At 56.3% G+C, this 24,964-nt stretch carries 18 protein-coding genes and 1 tRNA gene; 7 read left to right on the top strand and 12 right to left on the bottom strand.

From position 1 onward, the window contains the following. Positions 1 to 19: 19 nt before the first annotated feature. Positions 20 to 1,444, top strand: coding sequence for a c-type cytochrome (locus CEE69_RS02075; RefSeq protein ID WP_099258957.1), 1,425 nt, complete (start codon positions 20 to 22; stop codon positions 1,442 to 1,444). A gap of 54 nt (positions 1,445 to 1,498) precedes the next feature. On the opposite strand, the gene CEE69_RS02070 is transcribed toward CEE69_RS02075, so the two are convergent. Together CEE69_RS02070 and CEE69_RS02065 are read right to left on the bottom strand one after the other, a co-directional pair. Continuing rightward, positions 1,499 to 3,286, bottom strand: a complete 1,788-nt coding sequence (locus CEE69_RS02070) for an aspartate kinase (RefSeq protein WP_099258955.1) — start codon at positions 3,284 to 3,286, stop codon at positions 1,499 to 1,501. 78 nt (positions 3,287 to 3,364) lie between these two features. Next, on the bottom strand, positions 3,365 to 4,606 hold the full coding sequence (locus CEE69_RS02065; protein WP_099258953.1) for a cofactor-independent phosphoglycerate mutase: 1,242 nt from the start codon (positions 4,604 to 4,606) through the stop codon (positions 3,365 to 3,367). A 271-nt stretch (positions 4,607 to 4,877) separates the two neighbouring features. Between CEE69_RS02065 and CEE69_RS02055 the strand changes: the two genes are divergently transcribed. After that, a complete protein-coding gene (locus tag CEE69_RS02055; RefSeq protein WP_099258949.1) occupies positions 4,878 to 6,224 on the top strand; it encodes an acyltransferase family protein in 1,347 nt (448 codons plus the stop codon). Between the two features lie 279 nt (positions 6,225 to 6,503). Here CEE69_RS02055 and leuS read toward each other — a convergent pair whose 3' ends face one another. Together leuS and CEE69_RS02045 are read right to left on the bottom strand one after the other, a co-directional pair. Continuing rightward, the gene (leuS, locus tag CEE69_RS02050; protein ID WP_099258947.1) at positions 6,504 to 9,356 is read right to left on the bottom strand and encodes a leucine--tRNA ligase; all 2,853 of its coding nucleotides are present in this window, start codon (positions 9,354 to 9,356) and stop codon (positions 6,504 to 6,506) included. A gap of 294 nt (positions 9,357 to 9,650) precedes the next feature. Then, complete coding sequence (locus CEE69_RS02045) at positions 9,651 to 10,709, bottom strand: hypothetical protein (RefSeq protein WP_233214517.1); 1,059 nt, start codon at positions 10,707 to 10,709, stop codon at positions 9,651 to 9,653. Here CEE69_RS02045 and CEE69_RS02040 point away from each other — a divergent pair. From CEE69_RS02040 to CEE69_RS02025, 3 genes are all read left to right on the top strand, one after another. Further along, complete coding sequence (locus tag CEE69_RS02040) at positions 10,708 to 11,361, top strand: phosphoribosylanthranilate isomerase (protein WP_099258945.1); 654 nt, start codon at positions 10,708 to 10,710, stop codon at positions 11,359 to 11,361. The two genes, CEE69_RS02045 and CEE69_RS02040, sit on opposite strands and share 2 nt — an antisense overlap. A 76-nt stretch (positions 11,362 to 11,437) precedes the next feature. Beyond that, positions 11,438 to 11,522: transfer RNA gene (locus CEE69_RS02035), tRNA-Leu, on the top strand. 381 nt (positions 11,523 to 11,903) lie between these two features. After that, positions 11,904 to 12,329 (top strand): hypothetical protein, encoded by a 426-nt coding sequence (locus CEE69_RS02025; protein ID WP_143549132.1) that lies wholly within the window; start codon positions 11,904 to 11,906, stop codon positions 12,327 to 12,329. Here the strand turns inward: CEE69_RS02025 and CEE69_RS02020 are convergent. Beyond that, a complete protein-coding gene (locus CEE69_RS02020; RefSeq protein WP_099258940.1) occupies positions 12,326 to 12,742 on the bottom strand; it encodes a DoxX family protein in 417 nt (138 codons plus the stop codon). The genes CEE69_RS02025 and CEE69_RS02020 overlap by 4 nt on opposite strands. A gap of 112 nt (positions 12,743 to 12,854) precedes the next feature. Beyond that, positions 12,855 to 13,418: a DUF1579 domain-containing protein gene (locus tag CEE69_RS02015; protein WP_099259220.1), complete on the bottom strand. Its 564-nt coding sequence runs from the start codon at positions 13,416 to 13,418 to the stop codon at positions 12,855 to 12,857. Positions 13,419 to 13,597: 179 nt separating this feature from the next. Between CEE69_RS02015 and CEE69_RS02010 the strand changes: the two genes are divergently transcribed. Then, on the top strand, positions 13,598 to 14,059 hold the full coding sequence (locus tag CEE69_RS02010) for an SRPBCC family protein (RefSeq protein WP_099258938.1): 462 nt from the start codon (positions 13,598 to 13,600) through the stop codon (positions 14,057 to 14,059). Then, entirely contained in the window at positions 14,040 to 14,393 is a 354-nt protein-coding gene (locus CEE69_RS02005) for an ArsR/SmtB family transcription factor (protein ID WP_099258936.1), read from the top strand. The genes CEE69_RS02010 and CEE69_RS02005 overlap by 20 nt, the downstream gene beginning before the upstream one ends. Before the next feature lie 96 nt (positions 14,394 to 14,489). On the opposite strand, the gene CEE69_RS02000 is transcribed toward CEE69_RS02005, so the two are convergent. From CEE69_RS02000 to CEE69_RS01965, 6 genes are all read right to left on the bottom strand, one after another. Continuing rightward, positions 14,490 to 15,311: a glycosyltransferase family 2 protein gene (locus CEE69_RS02000; protein WP_099258934.1), complete on the bottom strand. Its 822-nt coding sequence runs from the start codon at positions 15,309 to 15,311 to the stop codon at positions 14,490 to 14,492. Positions 15,312 to 15,421: 110 nt separating this feature from the next. Then, on the bottom strand, positions 15,422 to 16,486 hold the full coding sequence (locus CEE69_RS01995; protein WP_099258932.1) for an NAD-dependent epimerase/dehydratase family protein: 1,065 nt from the start codon (positions 16,484 to 16,486) through the stop codon (positions 15,422 to 15,424). 145 nt (positions 16,487 to 16,631) lie between these two features. Further along, positions 16,632 to 17,591, bottom strand: a complete 960-nt coding sequence (locus CEE69_RS01990) for an acetyltransferase (RefSeq protein WP_099258930.1) — start codon at positions 17,589 to 17,591, stop codon at positions 16,632 to 16,634. Between the two features lie 148 nt (positions 17,592 to 17,739). Next, positions 17,740 to 19,218, bottom strand: coding sequence for a family 43 glycosylhydrolase (locus CEE69_RS01985; protein WP_099258928.1), 1,479 nt, complete (start codon positions 19,216 to 19,218; stop codon positions 17,740 to 17,742). Positions 19,219 to 19,499: 281 nt separating this feature from the next. Continuing rightward, entirely contained in the window at positions 19,500 to 20,582 is a 1,083-nt protein-coding gene (locus tag CEE69_RS01975) for a sialidase family protein (RefSeq protein WP_233214516.1), read from the bottom strand. A 428-nt stretch (positions 20,583 to 21,010) separates the two neighbouring features. Next, a complete protein-coding gene (locus CEE69_RS01965) occupies positions 21,011 to 24,919 on the bottom strand; it encodes a PVC-type heme-binding CxxCH protein (protein ID WP_233214515.1) in 3,909 nt (1,302 codons plus the stop codon). Positions 24,920 to 24,964: the final 45 nt, after the last annotated feature.

Below are 24,964 nucleotides of genomic sequence, written 5' to 3'. Positions count from 1 at the left end.
ATCTAACGCCAACACGATCATGCCGTCCAACTTTCTTCGTCGTTCGAAATCCCTTTCGTGTTTGGCCGGGGCGTTCACGGTCGCGGCCGGCGCAGTGTTTGTCAGCGGTTGCAGCGAACCGAAACCGATGACGTTCGAGCCCAACCTCGTGCACTCGATGAAGTACGAGCTGAAAGAGGGCATCGAGATGGAGCAAGCGACCGAGGATGCGTTTTGGATTGTGACGCAAATGTTCGGAACGCCCGAGCAACCGAAGCTGCCCGAAGTCGCGATGGAGGACGAGGATTTCGCGACACTTGTGTCGCTGGACAACTTGATGATGGCATCGGGGCCCGCTGACGCCGAAGGTCGCGGGCTGTATCAAAAACACTGTGTCATTTGCCACGGTATCAGTGGCGATGGACGCGGGGCGTCATCCGCCATTCTGAACCCGTATCCTCGCGATTACCGCAAAGGCGTTTTCAAGTTCAAATCGACCGAGCGGGGTGAAAAGCCAACGCGGGAAGATTTGGCGAAGTTGATCAAAAACGGTATTCAGGGCACCGCCATGGTGGCTCTTCCAAAGCTGACTGAAGAGCAAGTTGCGGCTCACATTGGAAAAGCATTCGATACGCTCAGCGGCGACGAAGTCGAAGCGGTCAACGAAGAAGTGATTGACCAGCAAACCGAAGCGTTGACCGACTACGTGATCTACCTTTCCTGGCGCGGCGAGCTGGAGCGAAGCTTGATCGACGACGCGATCTTTGAGTTGGATTTGGAAGGTGGCGATCGAATCATCAATCCTGCCCACAAGAATTCAACCGACGAAGAAGAGAAGGAATTGTTCGACGAAGGCTGGGAGATCGCCGAAGACTACGCCCTCGAGATCGCCGATGCTTGGTTGGCGGCTCCCGACATGGTTGTGGAAGTCCCTGAGCCACCCGCTGACTTGCCTGTGGCGGACAACTACGAGGAGTTCGTCGCGTTCCAAAACGGTGACGAAGCCGAGACGCTGGCCGAATCCGTCAAGCGAGGCCAAGAGTTGTACGTTGGCAAAATTGCTTTGTGCAGCAAGTGCCACGGAGTGAAGGGACTGGGCGACGGACAAACGACCGACTTCGACGATTGGACGAAAGAGTGGACTCTCGGCATCGGTATCAAGCCGGAGAATCGCGACGAGTTGATTCCGCTTTTGGCCCGAGGTGCTTTGCCACCCATCAATGCCGTGCCACGAAACTTCACCAACGGGTTGTTCCACGGCGGTGGAACCGCGAACGATTTGTACGTCCGAATCACGCAAGGCATTGAAGGTTCACCGATGCCCGCTGCCACGTTCGTCGATGGCGAATTCGAAGAAGACGATGTGTGGCACTTGATCAACTTCCTGCGTTCGTTGCAGACGCCGCCCGAACCAGAGGAAGAAACCACCGAAGAGCCAAAAGCCACCGAAGTCGCCGCTCGGTAGTCTTCGAGGCGAACCATTTGGGACGCGAACGTCCGATTGGAACCGGACCGACGTCTAATTCAAGGCTTCCGCGAAGGCTTGTTTCAGCCTCGCGGCGGCGTCGCCGGCTTGGTCGCTTTGGATGACCACGTTCACTTGCAATTCGCTGGTCGCAATCATCTCGACATTGATTCCCGCACCGGCCAATTGTTCAAACAGCACCGTGCCGACTTGCGTGTGGCTTCGCAATCCGATGCCGCTGACGCTGAGCTTGGTGATTCCGGAAGCACCACGGACGTCGCGCATCGAGTGCTTGTCGCAAATCGCTCGAGCAACCTTTTCTGCAGCATCCAAGTCGGCTTGTTCGACCGTGAAGCTGACGCTGGTGCTGCCGTCTTCGCCATCGTAACCTTGCACGATCATGTCGACGAAGATTCCGGCCTCACCGATTTGTTCGAACATGTCCGCTGCCACGCCGACTTGGTCCGGCACGCCATCGAGCGTCACGCGGGCTTGATTGGGAACGATCGAAATGTCGGTGAGCGTGAGAGCTTCCAACGCATCGTTTTGCAAACGGGCCACGACATCGGCCACATCGGCTTCTTTCGCGTTACTCGCTTTGATCTCGTTCCAAGTTTTTGCGTCACTCGGACGTTGGTCCAAAGAGAACGCTTCGTGGACCGTTCGCAGAGCCTCGTTGGCTTGGTCGCGAGGCACCAGGCAAGAAATTTTGATCTCACTGGTCGTGATCATGTGAATGTTCACGTTGGCGGCCGCCAGAGCACGGAACATGCTCGCCGCGACGGCTTTTTGGTGAGCCATGCCCAGGCCAACGACGCTGACCTTGGACACTTGATCGTCGTGCGTGACGCCATCGGCACCGAGTGATTCCAGGATGCCTTCGAGAGCCGCGAGGGTTTTCTTCAGCTCGCCACCGGCAACTGTGAAGGACACATCGGCCTTACCGGAAGTGCCAACGTTTTGGACGACCATGTCGACGGCGACTTTTTCAGCGGCGATCGCCGAGAAGATTTGTTGGCTCATACCGGGGACGTCTGGAACGCCCAACACGGTCACGCGAGCTTCGTCACGAGTGAGGGCTGCGCCCGATACCGGAGCGGTTTCCGATTCGGGTTGGGCGACGATCATCGTGCCGTCTTGATCGGAGAAACTGCTGCGGACGTGGATCGGCACTTCGAACTTCTTGGCGAATTCGATCGAGCGGGAGTGCATCACTCCGGCGCCCAGAGAAGCCAGTTCGAGCATCTCGTCGTAGCTGATCACGTCCACGCGACGAGCCTCGGCCAGTAGTCTGGGGTCGGTCGTGTAAACGCCATCGACGTCGGTGTTGATCTCGCAAGCGTCCGCGCCCAACACGGCTGCCAAAGCCACCGCGGTGGTGTCGCTGCCGCCTCGTCCGAGCGTCGTGATGTTCAAGTCATCATCGATGCCTTGAAAACCCGCCGCAACGACGATGTTGCCGGCGTCGAGCAAGCGTTCAATGCGGCCCGTGTCGATCGATTGAATGCGTGCTTTGCTGAAGCTGTTGTCGGTCTTCAGCCCAATCTGACCACCGGTCAGACTGACCGCTTGGGAACCCATGCTGTGGATCGCCATTGCGACCAACGCCACGCTGACTTGTTCGCCCGTGCTGAGCAGCATGTCCATTTCGCGAGCCGGTGGTTCATCGCTGATTTGCGACGCCAGATCCAGCAGCGTGTCCGTGTTCTTCCCCATCGCGCTGACCACCATGACGACTTGGTGGCCAGCTTTTTGCGCACGGATAGCCTTCCGAGCCGCGGCACGAATCTTCTCGGTGTCGGCAACCGACGTGCCGCCAAATTTTTGAACGATCAGGGACATGGAAGTGACGAAGCGAAACGGAAAGAAACGGAGTTGCGGAAGAAATCGGTCGCCGGCGTTGCCACCAGGCCCGGCCGATCAACCTTTTTGAATGTAGACGTCCATCATCGTCCAGCCGGGATCGAACACCCATCCAGCCGCGTTGGCGGAGATCTCGTCAAAGGTCGTCGCCGAGTCGGATTCGATGCCGGTGCCAGCCATGGTCAGCGGCACGGGGCCGTGCGTGTGTTTCTTGGTCCGACAGAACGTTGGGTGGTCGGGCAAGATCAACATGCGATGCTCGTCGTGCTTGGAAAGGGCATCCCAAAGCGGAGCGACGATTTGCTGGTCGATCTGCTGGAGCGCTTCAATCTTGGCTTCGACATTGCCCTCGTGAGAGGCCTCGTCGGGAGCTTCAATGTGGACGCAGACGAAATCATAGTCGGCGAGCGCTTGGATTGCCGCTTCACCTTTGCCTGCGTAATTCGTGTCGAGGTACCCGGTTGCACCTTCCACTTCGATTCGAGGCCAACCGGCGAGTGCACCGATGCCACGAAGGAGATCCACCGCCGTGATCATTACACCCCGAATGCCGTAGCGTTCTTCGAACGTTGACAATTTGGGTGCTCCGCCCGAGCTCCACAACCAAACGTGGGTCGCGACGTCTTTGCCGGCTGCTTTGCGAGCGACGTTGATCGGGTGTTTGGCCAGGATCTCGGCCGACGCGTTCATCAGGTCGACCAAAATTTGGCTGCCTGGACCACGCGGGAAATCATCGACCACGCTGAGGTCGGTCAAATCGTGCGGGGCGCTCGACCGTGTCGAATTGGTGAACGGCGACGGATGTTCCGCGTCGCCGCGATACAGCATCAAGTTGCGGTAGCTGACTCCGGGGACAAATTCCAGTCGGCCGGCCAAGTCGCTGTCGCCGAGAGGTCCGTTTTCACCAAACAACTCCTTCGACAGATCTTCCAGCAACGTGGTCGCTTCTTCGGTGCTGATGTGATCGGCGGTGAAGTCGATCATCGTCTGGTCGCGAATCGTCACCAAATTGCAACGCACGGCGCAATCTTGCGGGCCCAGCTCGATGCCCTGTGCGGCGGCTTCCAAGGGAGCCCGGCCGGTGAAGCAAACGTTTGGGTCGTATCCCAGCAGGCAAAGATTCGCGATTTCGCTGCCGGCGGGGAAGTCGATCGGTGTGTTGTCGGTCACGCCGACGCGGCCCAGCGACGCGATTTGGTCCATCGCTGGCAAATTCGCGGCTTGCAGCGGTGTGCGGCCGTTCAGTGATTCGAGGGGTTCGTCGGCACAGCCGTCGGGAATGATCAGGACATATTTCATGGCGAAGGCTCCGCCTGGATGGTCGAAAGAATTGCGGCAGTTTCGTTGAACGCCCGCGAAAACGAAAGGGCCCGACAGAAACCAGCGTCGCAAGAACCGGCAAAATCGCTCCGATTGCCGTCATCGTTGACATCGGATTGATCGATGCAGCCTTCCACGCGAAAGAGTGGACTTTGACCAGACAAGCAAAAATTGGTGGTGCAGAGGGAGGAGCTGACCCATCCTTGAGCGGACACAGAGATCCTCTTCGTTCCCGGTCCATTTTCAAACGATGCAATCTGCCCCACCACCATCGGATTCCGACTCGGCGACTGGCCCCTTTTCAGGTCATTTTCCGTCTGAGCATGCGTGGGACAATCCGCCCGTTCAGGAAAGGTGGGAAGAACCGGTTGTGCCGACGTTGCCCGCCGTTCGATCCTCGTTGGAGGTTCGGCAGCTAGCGCGTGCGGTTCGTAAAGGTCGCGATGTGTCTTTCGGTGGTTTCTCGCCAGCGGATTCCGAACAAGAAACGCTAGAAAGTGAAACGGTCGAAACGCCGTCCACCCTGAAGCTGCATCGCCGGATTCTAGAGCTGGATGCGTTGCGTGCGATGGCGGCCATCAACTTGGTGTTGTTCCACTTCACGCACGTGTATGCGGTCAAGTTTGGCTTCTCCAGTCCGCTGGGCGGAGAATGGCCCTATGGTGCCTACGGCGTCGAGCTGTTCTTTATCCTCAGCGGTTTCGTCAACAGCATGTCGCTGATGCGTCGTGGCAAGCCAGTTGATTTTGTGGCTGCTCGATTGATTCGAATCGTGCCACTGTTCTTAATGGTAATTTTCGCGAACCTTTGGATCGTGACGTTTGCTCCGCTGAACGGCCAACCGGTTTCAACGCAGCAGTTCCTGGCCAATTTGACTTTGATGCCACGTGTCTTTGGCTACGAATGCATTGATCCCGTGATGTGGACCTTGCAAGTTGAGATGATGTTCTACTTCGTCTTGGTGACGCTGTTTTGCAAAGGCTACTTGCAGCGGTATTTCGTCGGCTGGGGATCGTTGTTGGTCGCTTCGTTGGTGTTGTGTCCTGCATTGGATGCTGCCCAAGCCAGCTATGGACACACGTCGTTGTTTGCTGCATTGTCCGCGGTCAGGCACTTGTTGGTGCTCGACTTCGTTCCATTGTTCGCGATCGGGTTCTTGCTCTACATGATCAAGACCGGAGTGGGACCAAAGTGGAAGAACTTGCTGGGCATTGTTGTCGCCGCGGGCGTTTTCCACAGCATCGATCACGGCAAGCACAACCCTGCCGCGACGGCCTTGATCATCGGTCTGGTAACCATGGCCGCTTACGGAAAGATTCCTGTCCTGCGAATGAAACCGTTCGTGACCATCAGTGCGATCTCGTACGCGTTGTATCTGTGTCACAACAACCTCGGCTGCGTGTTGCTGAACACATTCGATCAAGCCGGCCTGCCACCGTTGGTTTGTTTGGCGATCGTGATCGTGTTCTCATTCGCTCTGGCGTTGGTAATCACGAACCGGATCGAGCAACCCATCACGAAGGCTCTGCGTCGGCTGTATGCGAAGGTTTCCGAGCGAGTGCGACGACCCTCGGTTGCGGAAGCAGTCGCCGGCTGAGCTGCCCGCCTTCGAAACGTCGTAGCCAGTCGTAGGCCAGGTTGTACCTGGCGACCCAACCGGTGCGCGTGAGAAGCGAGGCTTGGTACCCGCACAACGCTCCTTCACGAGCGTCGGTTATCTCGGCATTTCACCATCGCCATGTGAGACATGGCCTACGGCGACGACCTGAAACATCGCAACCGGATTCACCAGAATTCGTGCGTTAACCTGCAGCGCGGTGGTCCCCCACCGAGAACTGATTCCCATTCACGACGGTGACCGCCACGCTACAGGAGGTTACTTGACGACTAGGTTCACCATTCGGCCAGGGACGGCGATCGTTTTGACAACCTTCTTGTCGCCGATCGCGTTTTGCACCGCCGCATCCGCCAGTGCTGCTTCGCCCATCTCGTTCGGCTTCGCATCGGGTGACAACGAGATCTTCGCTTTCACCTTGCCGTTGATCTGAACCGGGATCTCGATGCTGGACTGAACCAAAGCGGCTTCGTCCCACTCCGGCCAAGGCTGCAGCGAAATCGATTCGGTGTGACCGAGGTGCTTCCACAGTTCTTCGCACATGTGAGGTGCGTAGGGAGCCAGCAATATCAGGAACGATTCCATCGCTTCACGCGGTCGCGTTTCGCAACGGGTGAAGTGATTGGTGAATTCCATCATCTTTGCAATCGCGGTGTTGAAGCTCATCGCTTCGTTGTCTTCGGTTACCTTGCGAATCGTTTGATGCAGCACGCGAAGTTGCTCTTCATCGCAAGCCGTGTCCACCACCGCACCGGAAAGCTTCAGCTCGTCTTCGGGCTCATCGATGATCATCCGCCAGACGCGATCGAGGAAGCTGCGCACGCCGCCGACGCCGTTCATCGCCCAAGGCTTGGTCGCCTCCAGCGGGCCCATGAACATCTCGTACAAACGCAGCGAGTCCGCGCCATAATCGCGAACGACTGAGTCTGGGTTGACCACGTTGCCGCGGCTTTTGCTCATCTTGAATGCGCGACTGTCGACCTTGATCGAGGCGTCGGATGCCAAGACAAAACCTTCGCCTTTCTTGACGACTTGTTCTTCCGTCAACGCAACAATCTCGACTGGTTCGCCGGTGGCTTTGTGGACGCGATTGTCCTCAGAGTCTTTCTTGACGTCTTTCGTGGAAACGTGTTTGCCGGACGGATCCACAAAGCTGGTGAATTCGACTTCGCCGAGAATCATGCCTTGGTTGACGAGTTTGCCAAACGGTTCCGGGCAAGTCACATGGCCGCGATCAAACAGGACTTTGTGCCAGAACCGTGAGTACAGCAAGTGCAACACAGCATGCTCGGCACCACCGACGTACAAGTCGACCGGCATCCAATCCTTTTCCTTCTGCGGATCGATCAATGCGTCGCTGTTCTTCGGATCGATGTACCGCAAGTAGTACCAGCATGAACCAGCCCACTGAGGCATCGTGTTGGTTTCGCGGCGATAGCGTTTGCCGTCGAGCTCCACGATCAACCAATCGTCGTCGGCTTTCGCGAGCGGCGGCTCGGGGCGACCGTGTGGTTTGAAGTCCGCGAGTTCCGGCAACGTCACGGGCAATTGATCATCGGGAACCAAGCGACGCACGCCGGTCGCATTGCCTTCAGAATCAATTTCGTGCAAGACTGGGAAGGGCTCGCCCCAGAAACGCTGGCGGCTGAACAACCAATCACGCAGCTTGTAATTGACGGCTTCGCAGGCCAAGCCTTGTTTGGCCAATTCCGCGGTCAAAGCGGCTTTGACTTCCGCGGTCGTCTTGCCATCGTACTCGCCGCTGTTGATCGCAACGCCTTCCGCGGCGAAGCAGGCTTTGCCGGCCAAGATCTCTTCGCGTTGCTTGTGGTCCGCTGGTGGATCGACGACTGGGATGACAGGCAAGTCAAACGCCACGGCGAATTCAAAATCGCGTTCGTCGTGAGCAGGGACGGCCATGATCGCGCCGGTTCCATAACCGGCCAACACATAGTCGGCGACCCAAACCGGGATGCTGCGTCCGTCGGCAGGGTTGATCGCGTGCGAGCCCGTGAAGACACCCGTCTTGGCTCGGTCGCCATCGGTTCGTTCGCGGTCACTTTTGAACGAAGCCTTTTCGCGATAGGCGTCGACTTCGTCTTTCTGTTCGGGTTTGACCAACACGTCGATCAATGGGTGTTCCGGCGCGACGACCATGTAGGTCGCTCCGAACAAGGTGTCGGGACGCGTCGTGTAAACACGCAAGCAATCCTTGCCGGGATCGGATGGAAAGCCTTCTGTTTCGCGAGCTCGTTTGAACGCAACGAACGGACCGGTGTCGTCGCCCGCGGCACCGCGTTGCAAGTAGAAGTCGACTTCGCCACCGGTGCTGCGGCCAATCCAATCGGACTGCAATTTCTTGATGCCGTTGGGCCAATCGAGATCGTCCAAGCCTTCCAACAACCGTTCGGCGTAATCCGTGATCCGCAACATCCATTGCCGCAGCGGAATCCGTTTGACCGGGTGCCCGCCCACTTCACTTTTGCCATCGACCACTTCTTCATTGGCCAACACCGTGCCGAGTTTCGGGCACCAGTTCACCAAAGCGTCATCGAGGTAAGCCAACCGCTTTGAATCGCGATACTGCTCGATCGCCAACTCGCCTTCGGCGGTGACGTTATCGGGGATCGGCAACTCCGCGATCGGGCGACCTTTTTGTTGGTCCTGGTCGAACCAAGTGTCATACAAGACGCCAAAGATCCACTGCGTCCAGCGGAAGTACTCTTCGTCTGTCGTCGCCAAGACTCGGTCCCAGTCATAGCTGAAACCGAGCATCTTCAATTGGCGAGTGAAGTTGTCGATGTTGCGTTGAGTTTGAACGCGAGGGTGCTCGCCGGTCTTGATCGCATGCTCTTCTGCGGGCAATCCAAACGCGTCGAATCCCATCGGGTGCAAAACCGATTCCCCGCGAGCTCGTGCGAATCGCGAAACGATGTCGGTTGCCGTGTAGCCTTCCGGGTGCCCGACGTGCAAACCGTCGCCGCTGGGGTAGGGGAACATGTCCAGCACGTAACGTTTCTTTTCACCGACCTTTTCGGGCGTGGCGAAAGTGTGGTGTTCGTCCCAGTAAGCTTGCCAGCGAGGTTCAATTTCGTTGGGGTTGTAGCGGACCATGTCGTCTTAGCGATGCGGGGAAGGGCAGGGCAGAGCGGGGCAGGGCACTTGCAAAGAAAAAGCGACCGCTCCGCGTTGCAAACAGGTTCCCTCAGAGGGCGTTTTCGGGCAAGCGGTCTGGTAGGCGAGCCGCGTGGGATGAGAGCTGGCTGCCACGTCTGGGGTTCGCTGGATCGCTCGGTTCTCAGCGGTGGTCCAACGATTGCAACCCGCCGCGTGAGCAAGGAATCGATCACCGGGGCGTCTGGGCAGGCTCAGCCTTGCTGACGCGGCGGGTTACGAATCAGCTATCTGCTAAGCGACGCCTAGCACACGGACGATAACCAGCACGCCCGCAGCGACCACTAGGCTCACCGCAACCGTTCGACGCAGCCAGACTCCGGCGGGCTGAGTCACCGCGACCCATTCGGCGCGAAATGTCATCGCGGTCCAATCCGCTTCGGATCCCTCGGCCGCTTTCGCTTCCTGGTCACCGATGCCCAACGATGCAAGTTCCAGCCGGCGGACCGGCGAGGAATCTGCCCAGGTCCAACCCGTGATGGCAACCATCAGAGCCACGCCAGTCGCCCACATCCAAGCCTGTAGCGGCCATGACGTAGCGAGCTTTTTCACTTCGATGGACTTGGCAAACAACGCGATCCGGTCCGCATTGGCTCGCTCGTATCCCGCCAGCCACTCGTTGGTACGGGTTGTTTCGCTCCGCCAAAACGTAGCCCACTTGGAAGCTTTGGGTGGCGGTTCGGAAGTCGAATGACTGGCCAATCGGAGCGGCGATTCTGAATCGCTCTCATTCGCTGCGAATCGGCTTTGTTCCGCGTTCGCGTAGAAGGCCGCCACCTCGCTTCGCCAACGCACCCATCCGACATTGGCGGACGCCTTGGGTTGCTGGGCGTCGAGCAGCCGCTTGCGAAACCCATCCACGTTGTCGCTGGTCACAACTCGATGAGACCACTCGGTATCACTGTGGTTCGCGGCGGAAGATTTCGCGTGAACCGATTGCGGGTAGGAAACCCGTTGCCGTGCCGGTTCCGGAGGCCAGATAGCCATCATCAACATGAAACTGGCGATCGAGGCGACCGCGATGCCGACGAGCGGGTTGCGTGTTAGGATTCTCAATGCAGCGAATTTGCCAGACACGAAACGATGCCACTGAAAACGCGAGGGACCGGCGATTCGGTCGCGATCGGAGAGATCGCGGACCGTCCTTGTTGTTGATCGGCCGGTTCCACTTCGGTGATCCAGGAAACTTGAAACGATTGTGACAACCTTGCCTCCATCCGGTCCCAGTGATCCCCCCGCCGCGGCTTTTGCTCGTCCGGTGGGGCCTCCCTTCGCGATCAAAATCTGCGGCATGCGAAGCGTCAACGACGTACGAGCCGTCGCGGAGGCTGGAGCCGACGCGGTAGGACTGAACTTCTACGAACCCAGCGTCCGTTCACTCAACCCCGATGCTGCCGAAACTTTGCAGATCAACGACGCCGCCCGAGACCACGGGCTGACCCGCGTCGGACTGTTCGTCAACCACGACTCGGCATTCATCCTGCGGGTTGCCGGTTCGTTGCAGCTCGACTGGATTCAGTTGCATGGGGACGAACCGGTGTCCCTCGCGAAGACCCTGATTGCGAATGGGAAACGAGTGTTGAGAGCCGTTCGATTGCCTCGCGGGAAACTGGAGCCCGGTCAGATCGAATTTGTTATCGGTGAGTGGAATGGCGTGGACGTGTCGCTGTTGCTCGACGCCGACGCGGGAGCCTCATTTGGCGGAGGCGGCCAGTCGTTGGATTGGCCCAGTATTCAAGCGTGGTCAAAAAATCGTGGTGAGTCCGCGGCCGCGTGGGTGCTGGCTGGCGGTCTGAATCCTGAAAACGTTCACGAGGCGATTTGCGTCAGCGGGGCGAGCAGCGTCGATGTGGCCAGCGGTGTGGAACAGCCCAAGGGACAGAAAAACGCCGAGAAAATCCGCCAATTCGTCGCAGCCATCGGGCGAGGCGGGGCGGCCCGGTGAATCCAGGGTAACTGGGCGTTGACGTCGGACGGATTTGTGCCAAACTTTGCCACCCAGTCAAAGACCAACACAGCTCGCGGCCGTGGCGGAACTGGCAGACGCGCTAGGTTGAGGGCCTAGTGGGAGATAATCCCGTGGAGGTTCGAATCCTCTCGGCCGTACTGATTGAACCCCGTGATTCACGGGGTTTTTTCATGCGCGGACGGAATGGGGAGCATAGGCAATTCTGACGGAAGTTTTGTTGTTCAGGCTTGCCAGTCCCCAGGTCGAAAACGCAGCAGCTTCTTCGTCTGATGCGAACTTTGGTTCACTCCTGAGGAATCATCGATTCCCGCTCGCTCGCGAACAACAACGATGGCCGGAGGCACGCTGAGTTGAGAGATGGAATCGAACGACCGGAGGAAATCATTCTTGTTCCGGGGCTTTTGGAACCAAGCATCGCGATGGTTCCACTGCAATGGTCGCTCCTTAAACACTGTCCTTGTGTGGAGTGCTGGCAAGACCGCTGCATTTTTCGTGACCTCGATCGCAGCGTTGATCGAATGGTCAAACGTATTTCGGGAGACCGCGAGGCAGGGAAGTCGATAGGAGTTGTCACGCACAGTTTTGGTGACTGGGTTGTTCGAGCTGCGATCGCGAGGGCGCCGGAGCATCGTGTCACGACACTCGTTTCGTTGACTCCGTTGATGCGGTTCGGATTTCTGACCGGATTGCTTTCCGTCGTCTCGGGGAACCGGATCCCGGAGGTGACGGTGATCATGGATCCCGATCGAGCCTCCGCGAATGCAGACTGTGATTCCAATGTGCGGCGATTGGTGTTGTGGTCTTGGATCGACGAAAGCTTGCGAAGCGTCGACCTTTCGCACGTTAGTAACTTGGAGGCTCGACGCGTCGCTGCAACTCACCTGTCAATTCCATTGCAACCAAACGTTCACCACGCGGTGGCCGATTTTATGTTCGGTTTCTAGTCCGAATGCCCTGCGGTTTCCGTCGAATGCAGAACGGATTGAGGTGCGAAGGCCATGCGGAACACGGCCGGGTTACGAAGTCCAAGGGCAACCCAAACGGCGATCCCAACGATGATCGGGATGAAGAATGGTTCTTCCATTCGAACGTGTGTTGCGGTCGCGCCACCCAAGTAGGCAGCCAACAGAATGGCGCCGATGAACGATGTTCGCGGAATCAGAAACAGGACCGTGACGGTCACTTCGACGATGCCAATCCAGAACATCACATCTTCGCTCCATCCCATTTTGGCAAACATTTCGGATTTGCCCTCCCACGAAGTCAGCTTCCCGGAGGCACTTGCTCCAATCAGCATCAGGGCCAAAAGACCGCTCAGGATCCATCCGGCAATGGTCAACTTCTTGTTTGATTTCATCTTTGTGCCAATAGGTTCTAGAGCAGATGATTCGGTAGATGCGATGTTTACGTCGGGAATCACGATACGATGCCGGGGGACCGAGCGTTCGTGATCATGGTTGATTGTCGATTCAGTCGGATTTGCTTCGGGTTGCAATGCCGCTCATGAATGTGACCCACTTGCCATCTTCGGCGAGGATTCGAGATTTGATCGAGAGATCGTTTTCGGACTTGAACTCATAGATGTCTTCAAATTTTGTTGTCGTTCCATCCGTCATGAAATTGGGACCCTCAGCTTCCAGCGTCAAGATTTTCCCAGTGGTGTCGACCTGACCTTGATAGTGCCACATGAAGGATGTCATTGAGTCGACCCAGGTGCCCACATACTTCTTTTTCGTTGTATCGAAGCCGATCGTTTGAATGCCATTCATCGGCGTTCCCGCATAGTCGCCTTTCATGTTGTTGATCAACCAAAAGCCGCCGAGCATACGGGATGTCATGGTGCCTTCGCATTGAACTGGCGGTTGTTCCGGTCCCATGCTGGCTTCTGATTTGGTGGTCCAAGTGCCTGAGAATTTTTGCAGCCATTCATGCTTTTGAGTGGGCTCGGACATTGCAGGTTGCTCTTGTGCGATCGCGTGCCCAGTCAACAGTGATGCGAATGCAAGCGACAGCAGCAGAAATGAATGGTGCATGTTTGGTTTCCTGGTCAGTTGAGAGTTTCGATGATTGCGTTTTATTCTGGTCGAACGCATTGGTCCTGAATCGACAAAACGCCCGAAGAATTTCCAATTTGACTTGAGCATAACGCCCGATCACGCTAACGTGCAACCGATATGTTGCATGTTACTGTCTGGGAAATAAGGCGGAAGTGATGAATGAAACAACCGATCGAATCGAAAAGCAAATTGAAATCGATGCCCCGGTTTCGCGTGTTTGGAGAGCGATCACGGACCACCAAGAGTTTGGTGAGTGGTTTCGAGTGAATTTGGAAGGGCCGTTCGAGGTGGGGGAGATGACTCGCGGTGCAATCACCTATCCCGGCTATGAGCATGTGACGATGGAAGTGATCGTGGAGGCGATCGAACCGGAACGCCGCTTCGCTTTTTGGTGGCGTCCCTATGCAGTCGATCCAAAGGTTGATTACTCCAACGAGCCTCGTACATTGGTGGAGTTCATCTTGGATGCGGTTGAGTCAGGGACATTGGTTCGCGTCACCGAGTCCGGCTTTGATGGAATTCCCGCCCATCGTCGTGAGGAAGCTTTTCGCATGAATGATGGTGGTTGGGCAGCGCAGGTCGTGAACGTTCAGAACTATGTCCAAGACAACCTCTGATTCATCCAACAAAATTGACACGCGACGTCACGCGATGATGTTCGCTGCGCTAGGAGATGACACGCGACTGAAGATCTTGGTGAAGCTGCGTTCGGGTGTACCTCAGTCCATCAAGCAGTTGTCTGCGGACTTGCCCGTGACTCGACAAGCGGTCACCCGGCATCTACGCGTGCTCGAAGAAGCCAACTTCGTTTCCCAGGAAGCACACGGACGAGAACGCCGGTTTGTAGCTCGTTCAGAAGCAATCAGCGAAGTGCATGAATTTCTGGATATCGTCGCCGGGCAGTGGGAAGACGCATTGATGCGTTTGAAGTCGTTTTCTGAACGGAAGTGATTCAGGGACATTCCGTCGTTGCAAGGAGATTGCTGGTTCTCATTGTTGGACTCGAACTTGTTCCTCGTTCTTGCGGAACATTCCCTCACTCGAAGCCTACAATTTCTCAGGTTTCGCGTAGTCACCACGGCTGAAGTATTTCTCAAGCCAAACATAGGCAACGATGAAGAAGTAGCGACTTCCCATCTCACGGACTTTTAGTTTTGCCAATCCTGTCCGACGATTTCGCCAGGTGATAGGAATGACGACCCAAGAATAACCACGAGCGATTGATTTCAATGGCAATTCGACGGTCAGATTGAAATGAGGCGAAAGGAATGGACGGCATCCGTCAAGTGTCGTCCGGCGATACGCTTTGAAGGCGTTGGTGGTGTCGTTCAGCTTGATTCGAAAAAGGAAGCGGATCAGATGATTGGCTGTCCGGTTGAGAAACAATTTGAACCAGGGGTAGTCGACAACGCCTCCACCTTTGACAAATCGGCTTCCGAAGACAGCGTCGAAGCCTTCGTTCAATAAATTCCAATAGCGGACGACGTCGCGGCAATCGTCCGATTCATCGGCCATCATGATGACCACAGCATCGCCCGTGGATTGATCGATGCCGTGTCGGATCGCAAGACCGAATCCGTGTTCACCAAGGTTTTGAACGGGCTTCAACGCCGGAAGTGAGTTTGCCATTTCAGACAAGATCGCCCAGGTTCGATCCGAACTTCCGTCATCGACGACGACGATCTCGTGCGGAACTTCCTTGAGTCGTAACTCCAGATGCAGATGCTCGACGCTCGAACGAATGCAGCCTTCTTCATCGCGAGCAGGAATAACGACCGACAGGAGTTGCAACGGATCGACTACTCCATCGGGTGCGCCCCCTTCGATTGGATGGGGTGGGCTCTCTCGTTTTTGTTGTTCGTCGGACACCGCGTTAAACCACTTTCTCTCGCATTGATTCCATCGATCGATTTATCGGAGGACTTGGCTCAAAGTAGAACAATGAGTCGACTGTGATTCAGGAAAGGAGCTGTCGTCTGTCATGTTGAAATGTCGAGCCAGTCAGGGTTTGCCTTGGCGTAATCCGCGATCTCTGCGAAAATTTCCTCTTTCGTCGTTTTAGGATGCCATCCCCAGGCCGATTTTGCCAGTGTGTTGTCCAGAACCACCCACGGAAGATCGAAAGGCCGAGTGGTGTGCTGAGATTCGACTGCATGGGCACCAAGATGTTCGTCACACCAGGCGGTCAGTTGCTGCAGAGAAATTGCCGATTCGATTCCTCCGGAAACGTTTGTGATCAAAGGCTTCTCGTGAAGCTCCGATGTCATTTGGTGGGCAATCAGTGACAGTAAGTCACGCGGATGAAGACAATCACGAACTTGATGTCCCAACGCGTCAAAGCCTGTGTAGTGCAACGAACGACGTGCAAGATGGCTGTGTATCCAGAAGGCGATGATGCCTTGATCCGGCCGTCCAAATTGTCCCGCACCAGCCAGAATGCCGCAGCGATTGACCAAACAAGGGAATCCAAAAGTTGCCGCGTATTCAAGTGCAATTTGTTCGGATGCGCACTTGGTCGACCCGTACAGCGATACAGGGGGAGTTGTCGAAAAGCTCTCGCGGATCCCTTTTTCTGACATGCCATCGGGGAACGGTGGCTTGGGAAAGTAAGCCCCGTTGTTGATGCCAATCGAAAGATTCGCCAATGGAAGAATCGAGTAAACTCGACTGCTACTGAGGAGGACCAGCCCGGCCTGCGTGCGTTTACAAAGTTCCAGTACATTGATCGTGCCGACAAGATTGTGCTCGACAAGCTGCCGGCTGCTTGTTTGTCCGTCAACACCAGCCATCACAGAAGGCTTGGCAGCCGCATCGATCACCCAGTCGATTTCTCCTACGCAATCTAAATCGGACGCGTTTCGTAGGTCACCGTGAATGACGTTGATACCCCGGGACGTCAAATCGCGACGATTCAGATCGCTGCCCGGGCGGGCGAGATTGTCGATCCCTGAGATTTCCCAAGAGAGGCCTTGGTCGATCGCCAGTTTGGCGATCGTGTTTCCAACAAAGCCACAGATCCCGGTGATAAAAACTCGCGTGGCCACTCAACTCTCCTCGTCCCAAAATTATTGCTAGTGCCAACCGAGCAACCGGCCATCCGAGGCCCATCATAGTCTGCAAGCGAACAAACGGGCGACCCAACCGAGTCGTCAATTTGGCTCCAGGCGGGCGGTTCGCCAGCGAATTCGCCTAGCCGGCGAATTGTTGTTGCATGGTGTCGAGGAATTTTTGGAGTTGGTCGGCGGGGAGTTGGTTGATTCCTGCTGCGGCTTTGCGGCCGCCTCCGGTTGGGAATTGGCGAACAAGTTCGTCGGCGCCGGTTTTGGTCGCTAGCGGAGCTCGGACGCTGACGAGGTAATCGCCCGATGGCAGTTCGCTCAGCAACGCGTGGGCTCGGCCTGGATTTTCGCGGGCCAGTTGGTTGCTGTAGACGCCGCTGACTCGACGTGAGAATGGATCGTTGGGGAACAGGAACGCTGCACAGGATTCGGTCGCCATTTTGGGCTCGATCGAGGCCGCTCGTTTCATGTCGCTGTCGAAACCATCGCGAAGGGTTTCAAAGGTGGTGTCCGATGCGATGAACTCAAACGGGTCCGCGTACGGTTGGACTTTGCGATACAAGTCGTCGGGTGCGAAGTAGAGATCGTCGAGTGTTCCGCCGTAGCCGTTGTAGTTGAGCAACGTGCCGAGTTGTTCCAGTTCCGCGAGTTGCGAATCGTTGAGGTTCAGTGGTGCGGCGGCGGACTTTGCCGCGTCGTGCAGGTTGTCGCCGTACAGAGCGGTGACCGCCCAGGGCAAGAATTGACCATTGAGGAATCGATTGACGAGCAGTCCGGTGCACACGTCGCCGGCGGTGTCGATGTTCGTCGACAGCAGCGGCGAATCGGGAATGTCGCCAGCGAAGTGGTGATCGAAGTAGGTGACCGGAACCTCAGCATCCAAGACTCGCTGGAGTTCGTCGCGATTCTTGTCGAGCGAAATGTCGAGCACGGTCACCGAGTCGCCCGAGACCGCGGGGACACGTTTGAGAAGGTTGATGTCTCGTTTGACGCCTGTCACCAGCGTGCTGTCTTTGGGTTCCGCCAGCCGCAGTTGATGCAGCGCGCAAATGCCATCCGCGTCGCCATTGAAAACGTCAAAGTGAGTCACGTCGTTATCTCGATCGGTGTGAGCAGATTGGTCCGAATTTCGGTTCCATGGCTCCCGATTCTAGTTCCTGGCCGAGAAAGCGAAACGGTGCCAGAGCGAAAGTCCGAATGGAGAATCAAACGCCCGCTCGTTCGTGAGTAGAACGAGCTCAGTCGAGCGGTGAATACTCAAATGATCGGATCTCTGCGTTGCCGGTTCCTTCCGCATAAATGGCGGGGCGAAGGTAGGAGAAACTCCCCAGAACGTTGTGGTCGAATCCAGACAGCTCAAAGGTTCTTGAACATTTGGTCCAGTTCTCGCCGTCTTCGCTGACGTAGAGATTGGCGGTTTGGTTGGACAGAGTGGCTCGCAAGAATCGAATTTTGTCACCTCGGACGCCACGGAATGACCGACGAGAATCGTTCAGTCGCATGATGACTCGGTCGCCTTGCACGGCGACGCCGGCCAAGCGGGCTTCGGAGTACCAGATTGAAAGTCCTAGTTCGACATCGGGATCACGTTCACCGAGTTCGATCCGAACGTCGTAGTTCTTTTCGGGCGAGATGACTTGCAGCGTTCGCATTCGATCATCAGGGTTCTCGAACTGAAAGTGTCCATCGCCGACCTGGTAAGAATTCAGCGCGTGAGCGCCGGTCAGTTGCCATTGCAAGCCAAGTTCGGAGGACTCAAACGAATCGTTCGAGACCGGACCGTTGAGGTGTTCGATGATCTTGGGCTCTTGATTGGGATCACGTTTGAGTTTGAACCATCCGTCATCCGTCCACTCGATCGCTTCGATCAGCGTGTGACGTCCGTGTGGCAAGGCTCCCTTTTTGTATCCGTGGTAGACGACGTACCAATTGCCATCGGCGTCGTCGATGATCGTGCCGTGTCCTTTGGACCAATAGGTTTCTTTTCGCGACCAAGTGTGGACGACTGGATTGTGAGGGCTGTTTTCCCAAGGCCCCAGTGGCGACCGCGAGCGAGCCGATGTGACCATGTGGCTGGTCGCGGGACCGGCCGTGCCACCTTGCGCCGCGGTCATGTAGTAGTAACCGTCGCGAAAAATGAGTTTGGGAGATTCGAGGCAAAAGCATTCGACTTCCCAGTCGGCCGGGTACTGCCAGCCACGGTGCTTTTGTTCGGGATCGCCCGTGACTTTCAATCCATCGCGTGAAAGCGGAACGACATTGCCGTTGTGCATGTACAAGTAGCGGTCGCCTTCGGGCGTTGCGATGTGGCCCGGGTCGATGCCGGGAACGTCGAGTTCGATTGGATCCGACCAAGGTCCATGAGGATCTTCCGCGGTGACGATGTAGTTCTTGCCGCTCGATGGAAAGTACAGATAGAACAGCCCATCGTGTTTGATCAAGTCGGGGGCCCAGACGGTGCCAACGTCTTGATGGAGGGCATTGGAAATCGGCTTCCAGTCGGTCAGGTTGGTGGAGTGCCAAATCGTCAGACCGGGATAGGTCCGGTAAGAGCTGTGCGTCATGTAAAAGTCTTCGCCATCACGAACGATCGTTGGGTCGGCATGATCGCCGCCCAAAATCACGTGCAGGTTGCCGTCGGCGGGTGGTGCTGCGTTTGCGACAGCAAACGGGAACGCGAGAAGAAGACAAGCGGCGAGGATTGTTTGGGACTTCATGAGCGAGGGGAGTCGTGAGGCGGTGGGGAGAAAGCAGTGGTGGGCAGTTGAATCGAACCAAGTGGTTGATTCTCGAAGCTGATTTTAGTTGTTGAATCGAAACGCCATTGAGAACGATGCCTGCACCCGCCATAAATCACAACTCGATTTTGAACTCTCACCGTCGCGAAACTGTTTGGCGACGTGGGAATGTTGTGGCGGGAGAGTGCAACGCATTTTCGAAGGCACGGTCAATGTCGGTCGTTCGTGCGTCTGATTGAGATTTGTGCTTGGGAGGATCTTCACAAACCGAACTCGTCGAGTGAGATGGTTTGGAAATCCAGGTCCGCTCGCGAAGATTCGTAGAGGATGCCGAGGGTTTTGTCGTCGACCATCACGAGCGAGCTGTAGGCTCCGCCTTCCGTGTCCAAGACGACTTGTCGCTTTGACGGCCAGGTTGCACCGTCATCGAGGTTTGCTCGGACAGTCATGTTGGCACGCCGAGTTTTGTGGTTCGGGTTGCTGAAGAACAGGACGCGGCGACCATCGGGCAATGAGTGTGCGATCAGGCTGGCCATGCAGACAGGTTCAGGCAGGGCGCCGTGGTCGCTGGGGTGAACTGTCCAGGTCTGGCCCAAGTCGCTCGTCACGCTGATGGCTCGTCCGTTGGTATCAGATTTGTCTTTGCGATTTTGGTTGTCTCGCATGTTCAACATCAACGAACCATCGGCCAACTCAGCCACAGCGCACTCGGTTGTATCGGAGCGTGCAGGAGACGAGACCGTCCATGTCTTTCCGTGATCACGCGAGTAGATGAGATTGGAAAACGGAAGTCCGGTTTGGTCGCGGCCTTGTGTTGGAATCACCAGCGTGCGGTCGGTCATGGTGATTCCGTTGCCTGGCGCGGGAGCGAACAAGTACCACTTGGGATCCTTGAGTTGCTTGGTCCAGTTCTCGGGGGACGACCACGTTTGTCCGTCGTCGGTGGAACGCACCGCTAAGAATTGGGTGGAGGTTTCAATGTCCAGTCCCGGTTCTGATCCATTGCCACGCCATTGATGCGTGCCTGGTTTGCCGTGTGTCCAGACCGCGGTGACGATGATTTCTCCGGTGTGCGTGTCGACCAAGATATTGGGGTCGGAGCATCCGTTTTGGTCCTTGGGCAATCCTCCGTGGGTGCCCATGTCCATGATCGGACGTGGAGCGGACCAAGTCTTTCCGCCATCAGTGGATCGCGAAAGTCCGATGTCCATGTGGCCTTGGAGATCGCGGCGACTGTCGTAACGCATGTCGTAAACCGCCAGCAAAGTGCCGGTGTTGGAACGAGCGATACCGGGGATGCGAAATGTGTGGCAATCGTGATCGCCTTGGCGGTGAAGGATCACCGATGGTCGTTCGTTCGCGCTTGCAATGGGTGTGAGCGAGCAGGTGGTCAGGATTGAAGCCAGGATCGTTGCGAGGCAACGTGGGGAGATGAATCTCTGTGACATGGAAGGGGACTTGGCGGGGCGGGTTTGGTGGGAGGCAAATAAAAAAGCCGACGCGAAACTTGGCTGGCAAGTTTCGCGTCGGCTTCAAGATAGTCGAGTTCGAAAACCTAGGAGTTGCTGGGAAGGGTAACACGCGTCACTTCCCATGCCGGGCCCTCACCCTCGCGTACGCCTGAACGGCGTCGCTCGACCTCTCCCCAAACTTCGTTTCGGGAGAGGTGTGCTATGCGAAAATCTGCCGAAAAGCGGTAGCAGAAAACTGCACGACCTCGAAGCGGGCCGAGGGGGGGAACGTGTCTTTCGAAAGCGAGCTTCCTTCTGAATCAGTTTTTGATCTTCGCTTTCTTCTTCAACTGGTTCAGCTTCTTCGTGCCGCCTTCGTTGACTTCGAAGATGAACTTGGCGAGGTCCAAGAACTCTTGTCGATCCTTCAGCATGTTGACGAGTCCGGGCGGCATGGTCGAGTTTTGTGACTCGAGCACGTCTTCCACATCATCGATTGGAATGGTGCGGGGTTTGCCCTGATCGGCTGCGATGCTGAGCGTGATCTTGTCGTCCGTTTCTTCGACCAAGAAGCCCGACAGGATGGCACCGTCGACCGTGATCACGTTCACGGTTTGGTAGCCTTCCAGGATCTTCTCGGATGGTTTCAGAATGGACTCGAGCAAGTGCTCGTGCGTGATGTCATCACGTGATTTGGTGAGCTGAGGGCCAAGCTGGTAGCCTTCGCTGACATCGTGGCACGTCGCACAAGCGGTCTTGGAACCATAGAAGTAACCGGCGCCTCGAACGGCGTCGCCTTTTTCAGTTGCGTCACGAACGAGATCGCTGAGTGATTCCGCGAGGAGTTCGTTTTCGAGCTGGTTGGTGGCGGGTTCGTCTTCCACCATCTCGGGACGACTGCCTTCGGGGAACGGATGCATTTCGATCAGTTCTTCAGGGCTGTAGAAGCGTTGACGATCTTCGGTCGCGGCGCGAATGCTTTTCACCTCGTCCGGTTTGATTTCGCTGGCGTCATTGCCCCAGCTGTTTCGGACGTACGTCAATGCGGCGGCGATTTCTGCATCGGAGAACATGTTCCCGATCGCGGTCATCGGTGGCACGCCTTGGGTTGGTTCAAAGACCTTGCCGCGAACGCGAATTTTTCCCCAGATGCCGTGCAGCGTGAGTTTGATCAGACGCTCAGAATCGCCGTTGACCCATTCACTACCAGCCAGTGGCGGGTAGATCCGAACGATGCCTTCGCCGTTGTCACGGTGGCAGGCGTAACAAGATCCTTCTTCAAAGAAGACTTGTTGACCCAGAGCGTAGGTCTTCGCGAATTCCTTGTTCTTGAACTTGTTCGACTTGGTTCGATAGTTCTTGGGTTTGGCGGCGCCTTCCAATTTGCTGGCGAGCAACTGTTTGTATTCCACCAACAAGTTTTCAGGATCAAATTGTTTGCCTTCGATCAACTGTTCGACGTCTCCTTTGAGCAGCGGCATGGCACTGTTGAGAGCGTTGCGAATCCAGCGATCCGTTTTCTGGGAGGCGACCGTGAGCAACACTTCCGCTCCGCGTTTGCCACCCAACCATGAACCGGCCGAGAGAGCTTCTAGGCGAACACGCGCGTGTTCGTCGGTGGCGGCGGTCAACAAGTATGTCTCAGGTTGATCGAGCAGGTGCAGGCAGTGACGAACCACTCGAACCGCTGCGGAGCGGACGCGGTGGTCTTCAGCTTTTAGGCACTGATTGATCAACTCGGTGGATGGTTCTTGGTGACCCCAGGTTGCCCAAAGAGCTTCGAGAACCAAGCGTTCGTTGTCAGCGTTGTCGCTGGCGAACTTCATCGCGGCGTTGATGACCGTTTGTTTGTCGCGTCCACGCAGTTCGAGATGCGAACGTTTGCGAGCGTTGAGCTCGTGCAATTTCATGTTCTCGAACAGTTGCTCGATTTCGGCGTCGGCAACCGTTGGTGGTTCGACCAGATCGCGGTCCGAATGAGTGATGCGATAGATGCGGCCGTACTCTGAGTTCCGCACCGGGTCACGAGCGCTGTGTTGCATGTGACCGATCAGCGTGTTGTGCCAATCGATGAAGTATAGGCTTCCGTCGGGAGCGACTTCCAGGTCACAAGGACGGAAGTTGCCATCGGAAGACTGGATCAAGTCTTGGCGGAATTTGCCTTTGATTTCAACGCCGTCTTCCACCGTCTTGTACTGCTTGATTCCCAGGAAGCCAATTGTGTTGGCGTACATGTAGTCGCCTTGGACTTCATCGGGGAAGTGACGGCTGTAGAGGAATTCAGAACCGGAAGTGGGACGAGCGTGGTGTTCGTAGTTGAACTTCGAAACCTTTGGGATTTCCTTCGAGTGCGGGATCTTCATCGAGTAACCGAGCATCCAGTACTGCGAACCGCCGGAGGCATCGTTGACGAACGTTTGACCATATTCGTCGTGAGCGACGCCCCACGGGTTGGAAACATCGGACTGCATGACGCGTTCGACTTTCCAAGAGCTTGGATCGAAACGCCAGACGCCTCCGTCGGTCATGCGTTCGGGACCCCAGGGCGTTTCGACTTGCGAGTGCAGGAAACGACCTTCGCACATGTAAATGCCGGCACCGTGGTCAACATCAAATGCTGAGATGGCATGGTGAGTGTCGTGCGGATCGAAGCCGTCGAGCAAGTATTCCATCTTGTCGGCGTGGTCGTCTCCATCGGTGTCCTTCAGCAGAACCAAGAAAGGTTCTTGTGAAAGGTAAACGCCTTCGGGAGCCAGTTCGAAACCGATCGGCATGTGCAAGCCATCGGCAAAGACCGTTTCCTTGTCGGCTCGTCCGTCGCCATCGGTGTCCTCGTAAATGAGGATCATGTCGTTGGGTTTTGAGTCACCTGGTTTGTAGTGCGGGTAACTCGGCAGTGTTGAAACCCACAGGCGACCTTTGTTGTCGAAACGCATCTGGGCAGGGTTGCCCAGGTTTGGGAAATCTTGCTCGGAAGCAAACATCGAGACTTCGTAGCCTTCGGGCAACGTGAATGTCTTGAGGGCTTCTTCTTCAGCTTTGAGGTAGTCCGGGTTGCCGTTCTTTTCGCTCATTCGGAAGTTGGTTTCAACTGAAGTGAGCGGTCGCGTGATCGTGTCATCCACTTCGATTGTGGACGATTTGCCCTGCGCGATTGCCCAAACGTTTTGGTCTCGCAGAACCGTCATCTGACGGATCTTTTCGATTTCTTCGGGGTAGTTGAAGTTGCCGTAGGGAGCCCAGCGGCGGCCGTAAGCGTGAACACCGTTGAGCATGCGGAAGTCATTTCGCCAGAACCACGCTTTGTCTTGGACGGCCGCGTGCAACAGCGAATCGGTTGGTGCGACACCTGAGTCGGCACCAAACAATTGCTGCATGATGACCGGGGCGAGTTTCGCGTAACCGGCGTCCGAGAGGTGCACGCCGTTGATCGTCAATGGCTCATTGGAGGTTTGGAACCAATCCAAAGTCGGTGTGTAGAGGTCGAGGAACCCGATGTGTTTTTCATCGGCGACTGCACCAATGGCATCCGCATACGCCTTCAAAATGGCGTTTCGATCTTCCGCATTGGGAAGATTGAATTCGGGGTGCTGCTCCATCGCGATTGGAGTCGCGAGAACCAAACGGGGTGGTTTGGATGCGTCACGTTCGTAGGATCGCGAAAGGGTGTGATCGACAAAGGCACGCAGTTCGTTCTTGAAGTTTTCGACTCCGTCCATCCCGTCGAAGGACTCATTGAAGCCAAAGAAAGCGACGATTGTGTTGGCTTTGACAATGGTCAACCATTCGTCCGGTTTGGGATAATGCCCCTCACCGAAGTGACCTTGGATTTCAGGTCGGAACTTCTCCGCACCGGGAAACGCCCACGGGTCTTTCTTGCCCGCTTCGGGGCGATAGGCCGGCGTGTGGCCGGGGAAGCCCATGTTGCGGAACGTCAGTTCTTTGTCGGGGAACTGTTGGTAGAGAGCCGTCTCAAACGAATTGAACAGCTCCATTCGCGAAGCCAAACCGTTGCCAAGAAAAGCGATCGTTTCGCCTTGCGTTGGTTTCAGTGGCAATGAAACGGGGGCGACGTCGCCTTCGACAGGAACGGGTTGCAGGTATTCCGGACGGACTCGTTTGGTCTGTTGAGTCTCATTGTCGGTAACGGTCGTGATGACATCCGGTGCGGAAGATTCGTCACTCGAGTTGTCATCTGCGTGAGACAGCGAGCATGCGCTTGCGAACAAGAGACATGCGCAAGCGAGACCAACGCGAGTCAGTTCTGACACCAC

It is taken from the genome of Rhodopirellula bahusiensis (genome assembly GCF_002727185.1).
GTDB lineage: Bacteria > Planctomycetota > Planctomycetia > Pirellulales > Pirellulaceae > Rhodopirellula > Rhodopirellula bahusiensis.
The sequence above is the reverse complement of the archived record's forward strand: the minus strand, read 5'-3'. Positions and strand labels throughout refer to the sequence as shown.

Excerpts from the sequence above, each read along its gene's own strand:
- CEE69_RS02075 (WP_099258957.1), top strand. The coding sequence starts at position 20 with ATGCCGTCCAACTTTCTTCGTCGTTCGAAATCCCTTTCGTGTTTGGCC.
- CEE69_RS02070 (WP_099258955.1), bottom strand. The coding sequence starts at position 3,286 with ATGTCCCTGATCGTTCAAAAATTTGGCGGCACGTCGGTTGCCGACACC.
- CEE69_RS02065 (WP_099258953.1), bottom strand. The coding sequence starts at position 4,606 with ATGAAATATGTCCTGATCATTCCCGACGGCTGTGCCGACGAACCCCTC.
- CEE69_RS02055 (WP_099258949.1), top strand. The coding sequence starts at position 4,878 with ATGCAATCTGCCCCACCACCATCGGATTCCGACTCGGCGACTGGCCCC.
- leuS (WP_099258947.1), bottom strand. The coding sequence starts at position 9,356 with ATGGTCCGCTACAACCCCAACGAAATTGAACCTCGCTGGCAAGCTTAC.
- CEE69_RS02040 (WP_099258945.1), top strand. The coding sequence starts at position 10,708 with ATGCGAAGCGTCAACGACGTACGAGCCGTCGCGGAGGCTGGAGCCGAC.
- CEE69_RS02045 (WP_233214517.1), bottom strand. The coding sequence starts at position 10,709 with ATGCCGCAGATTTTGATCGCGAAGGGAGGCCCCACCGGACGAGCAAAA.
- CEE69_RS02025 (WP_143549132.1), top strand. The coding sequence starts at position 11,904 with ATGGTCAAACGTATTTCGGGAGACCGCGAGGCAGGGAAGTCGATAGGA.
- CEE69_RS02020 (WP_099258940.1), bottom strand. The coding sequence starts at position 12,742 with ATGAAATCAAACAAGAAGTTGACCATTGCCGGATGGATCCTGAGCGGT.
- CEE69_RS02015 (WP_099259220.1), bottom strand. The coding sequence starts at position 13,418 with ATGCACCATTCATTTCTGCTGCTGTCGCTTGCATTCGCATCACTGTTG.
- CEE69_RS02010 (WP_099258938.1), top strand. The coding sequence starts at position 13,598 with ATGAATGAAACAACCGATCGAATCGAAAAGCAAATTGAAATCGATGCC.
- CEE69_RS02005 (WP_099258936.1), top strand. The coding sequence starts at position 14,040 with ATGTCCAAGACAACCTCTGATTCATCCAACAAAATTGACACGCGACGT.
- CEE69_RS01985 (WP_099258928.1), bottom strand. The coding sequence starts at position 19,218 with ATGAAGTCCCAAACAATCCTCGCCGCTTGTCTTCTTCTCGCGTTCCCG.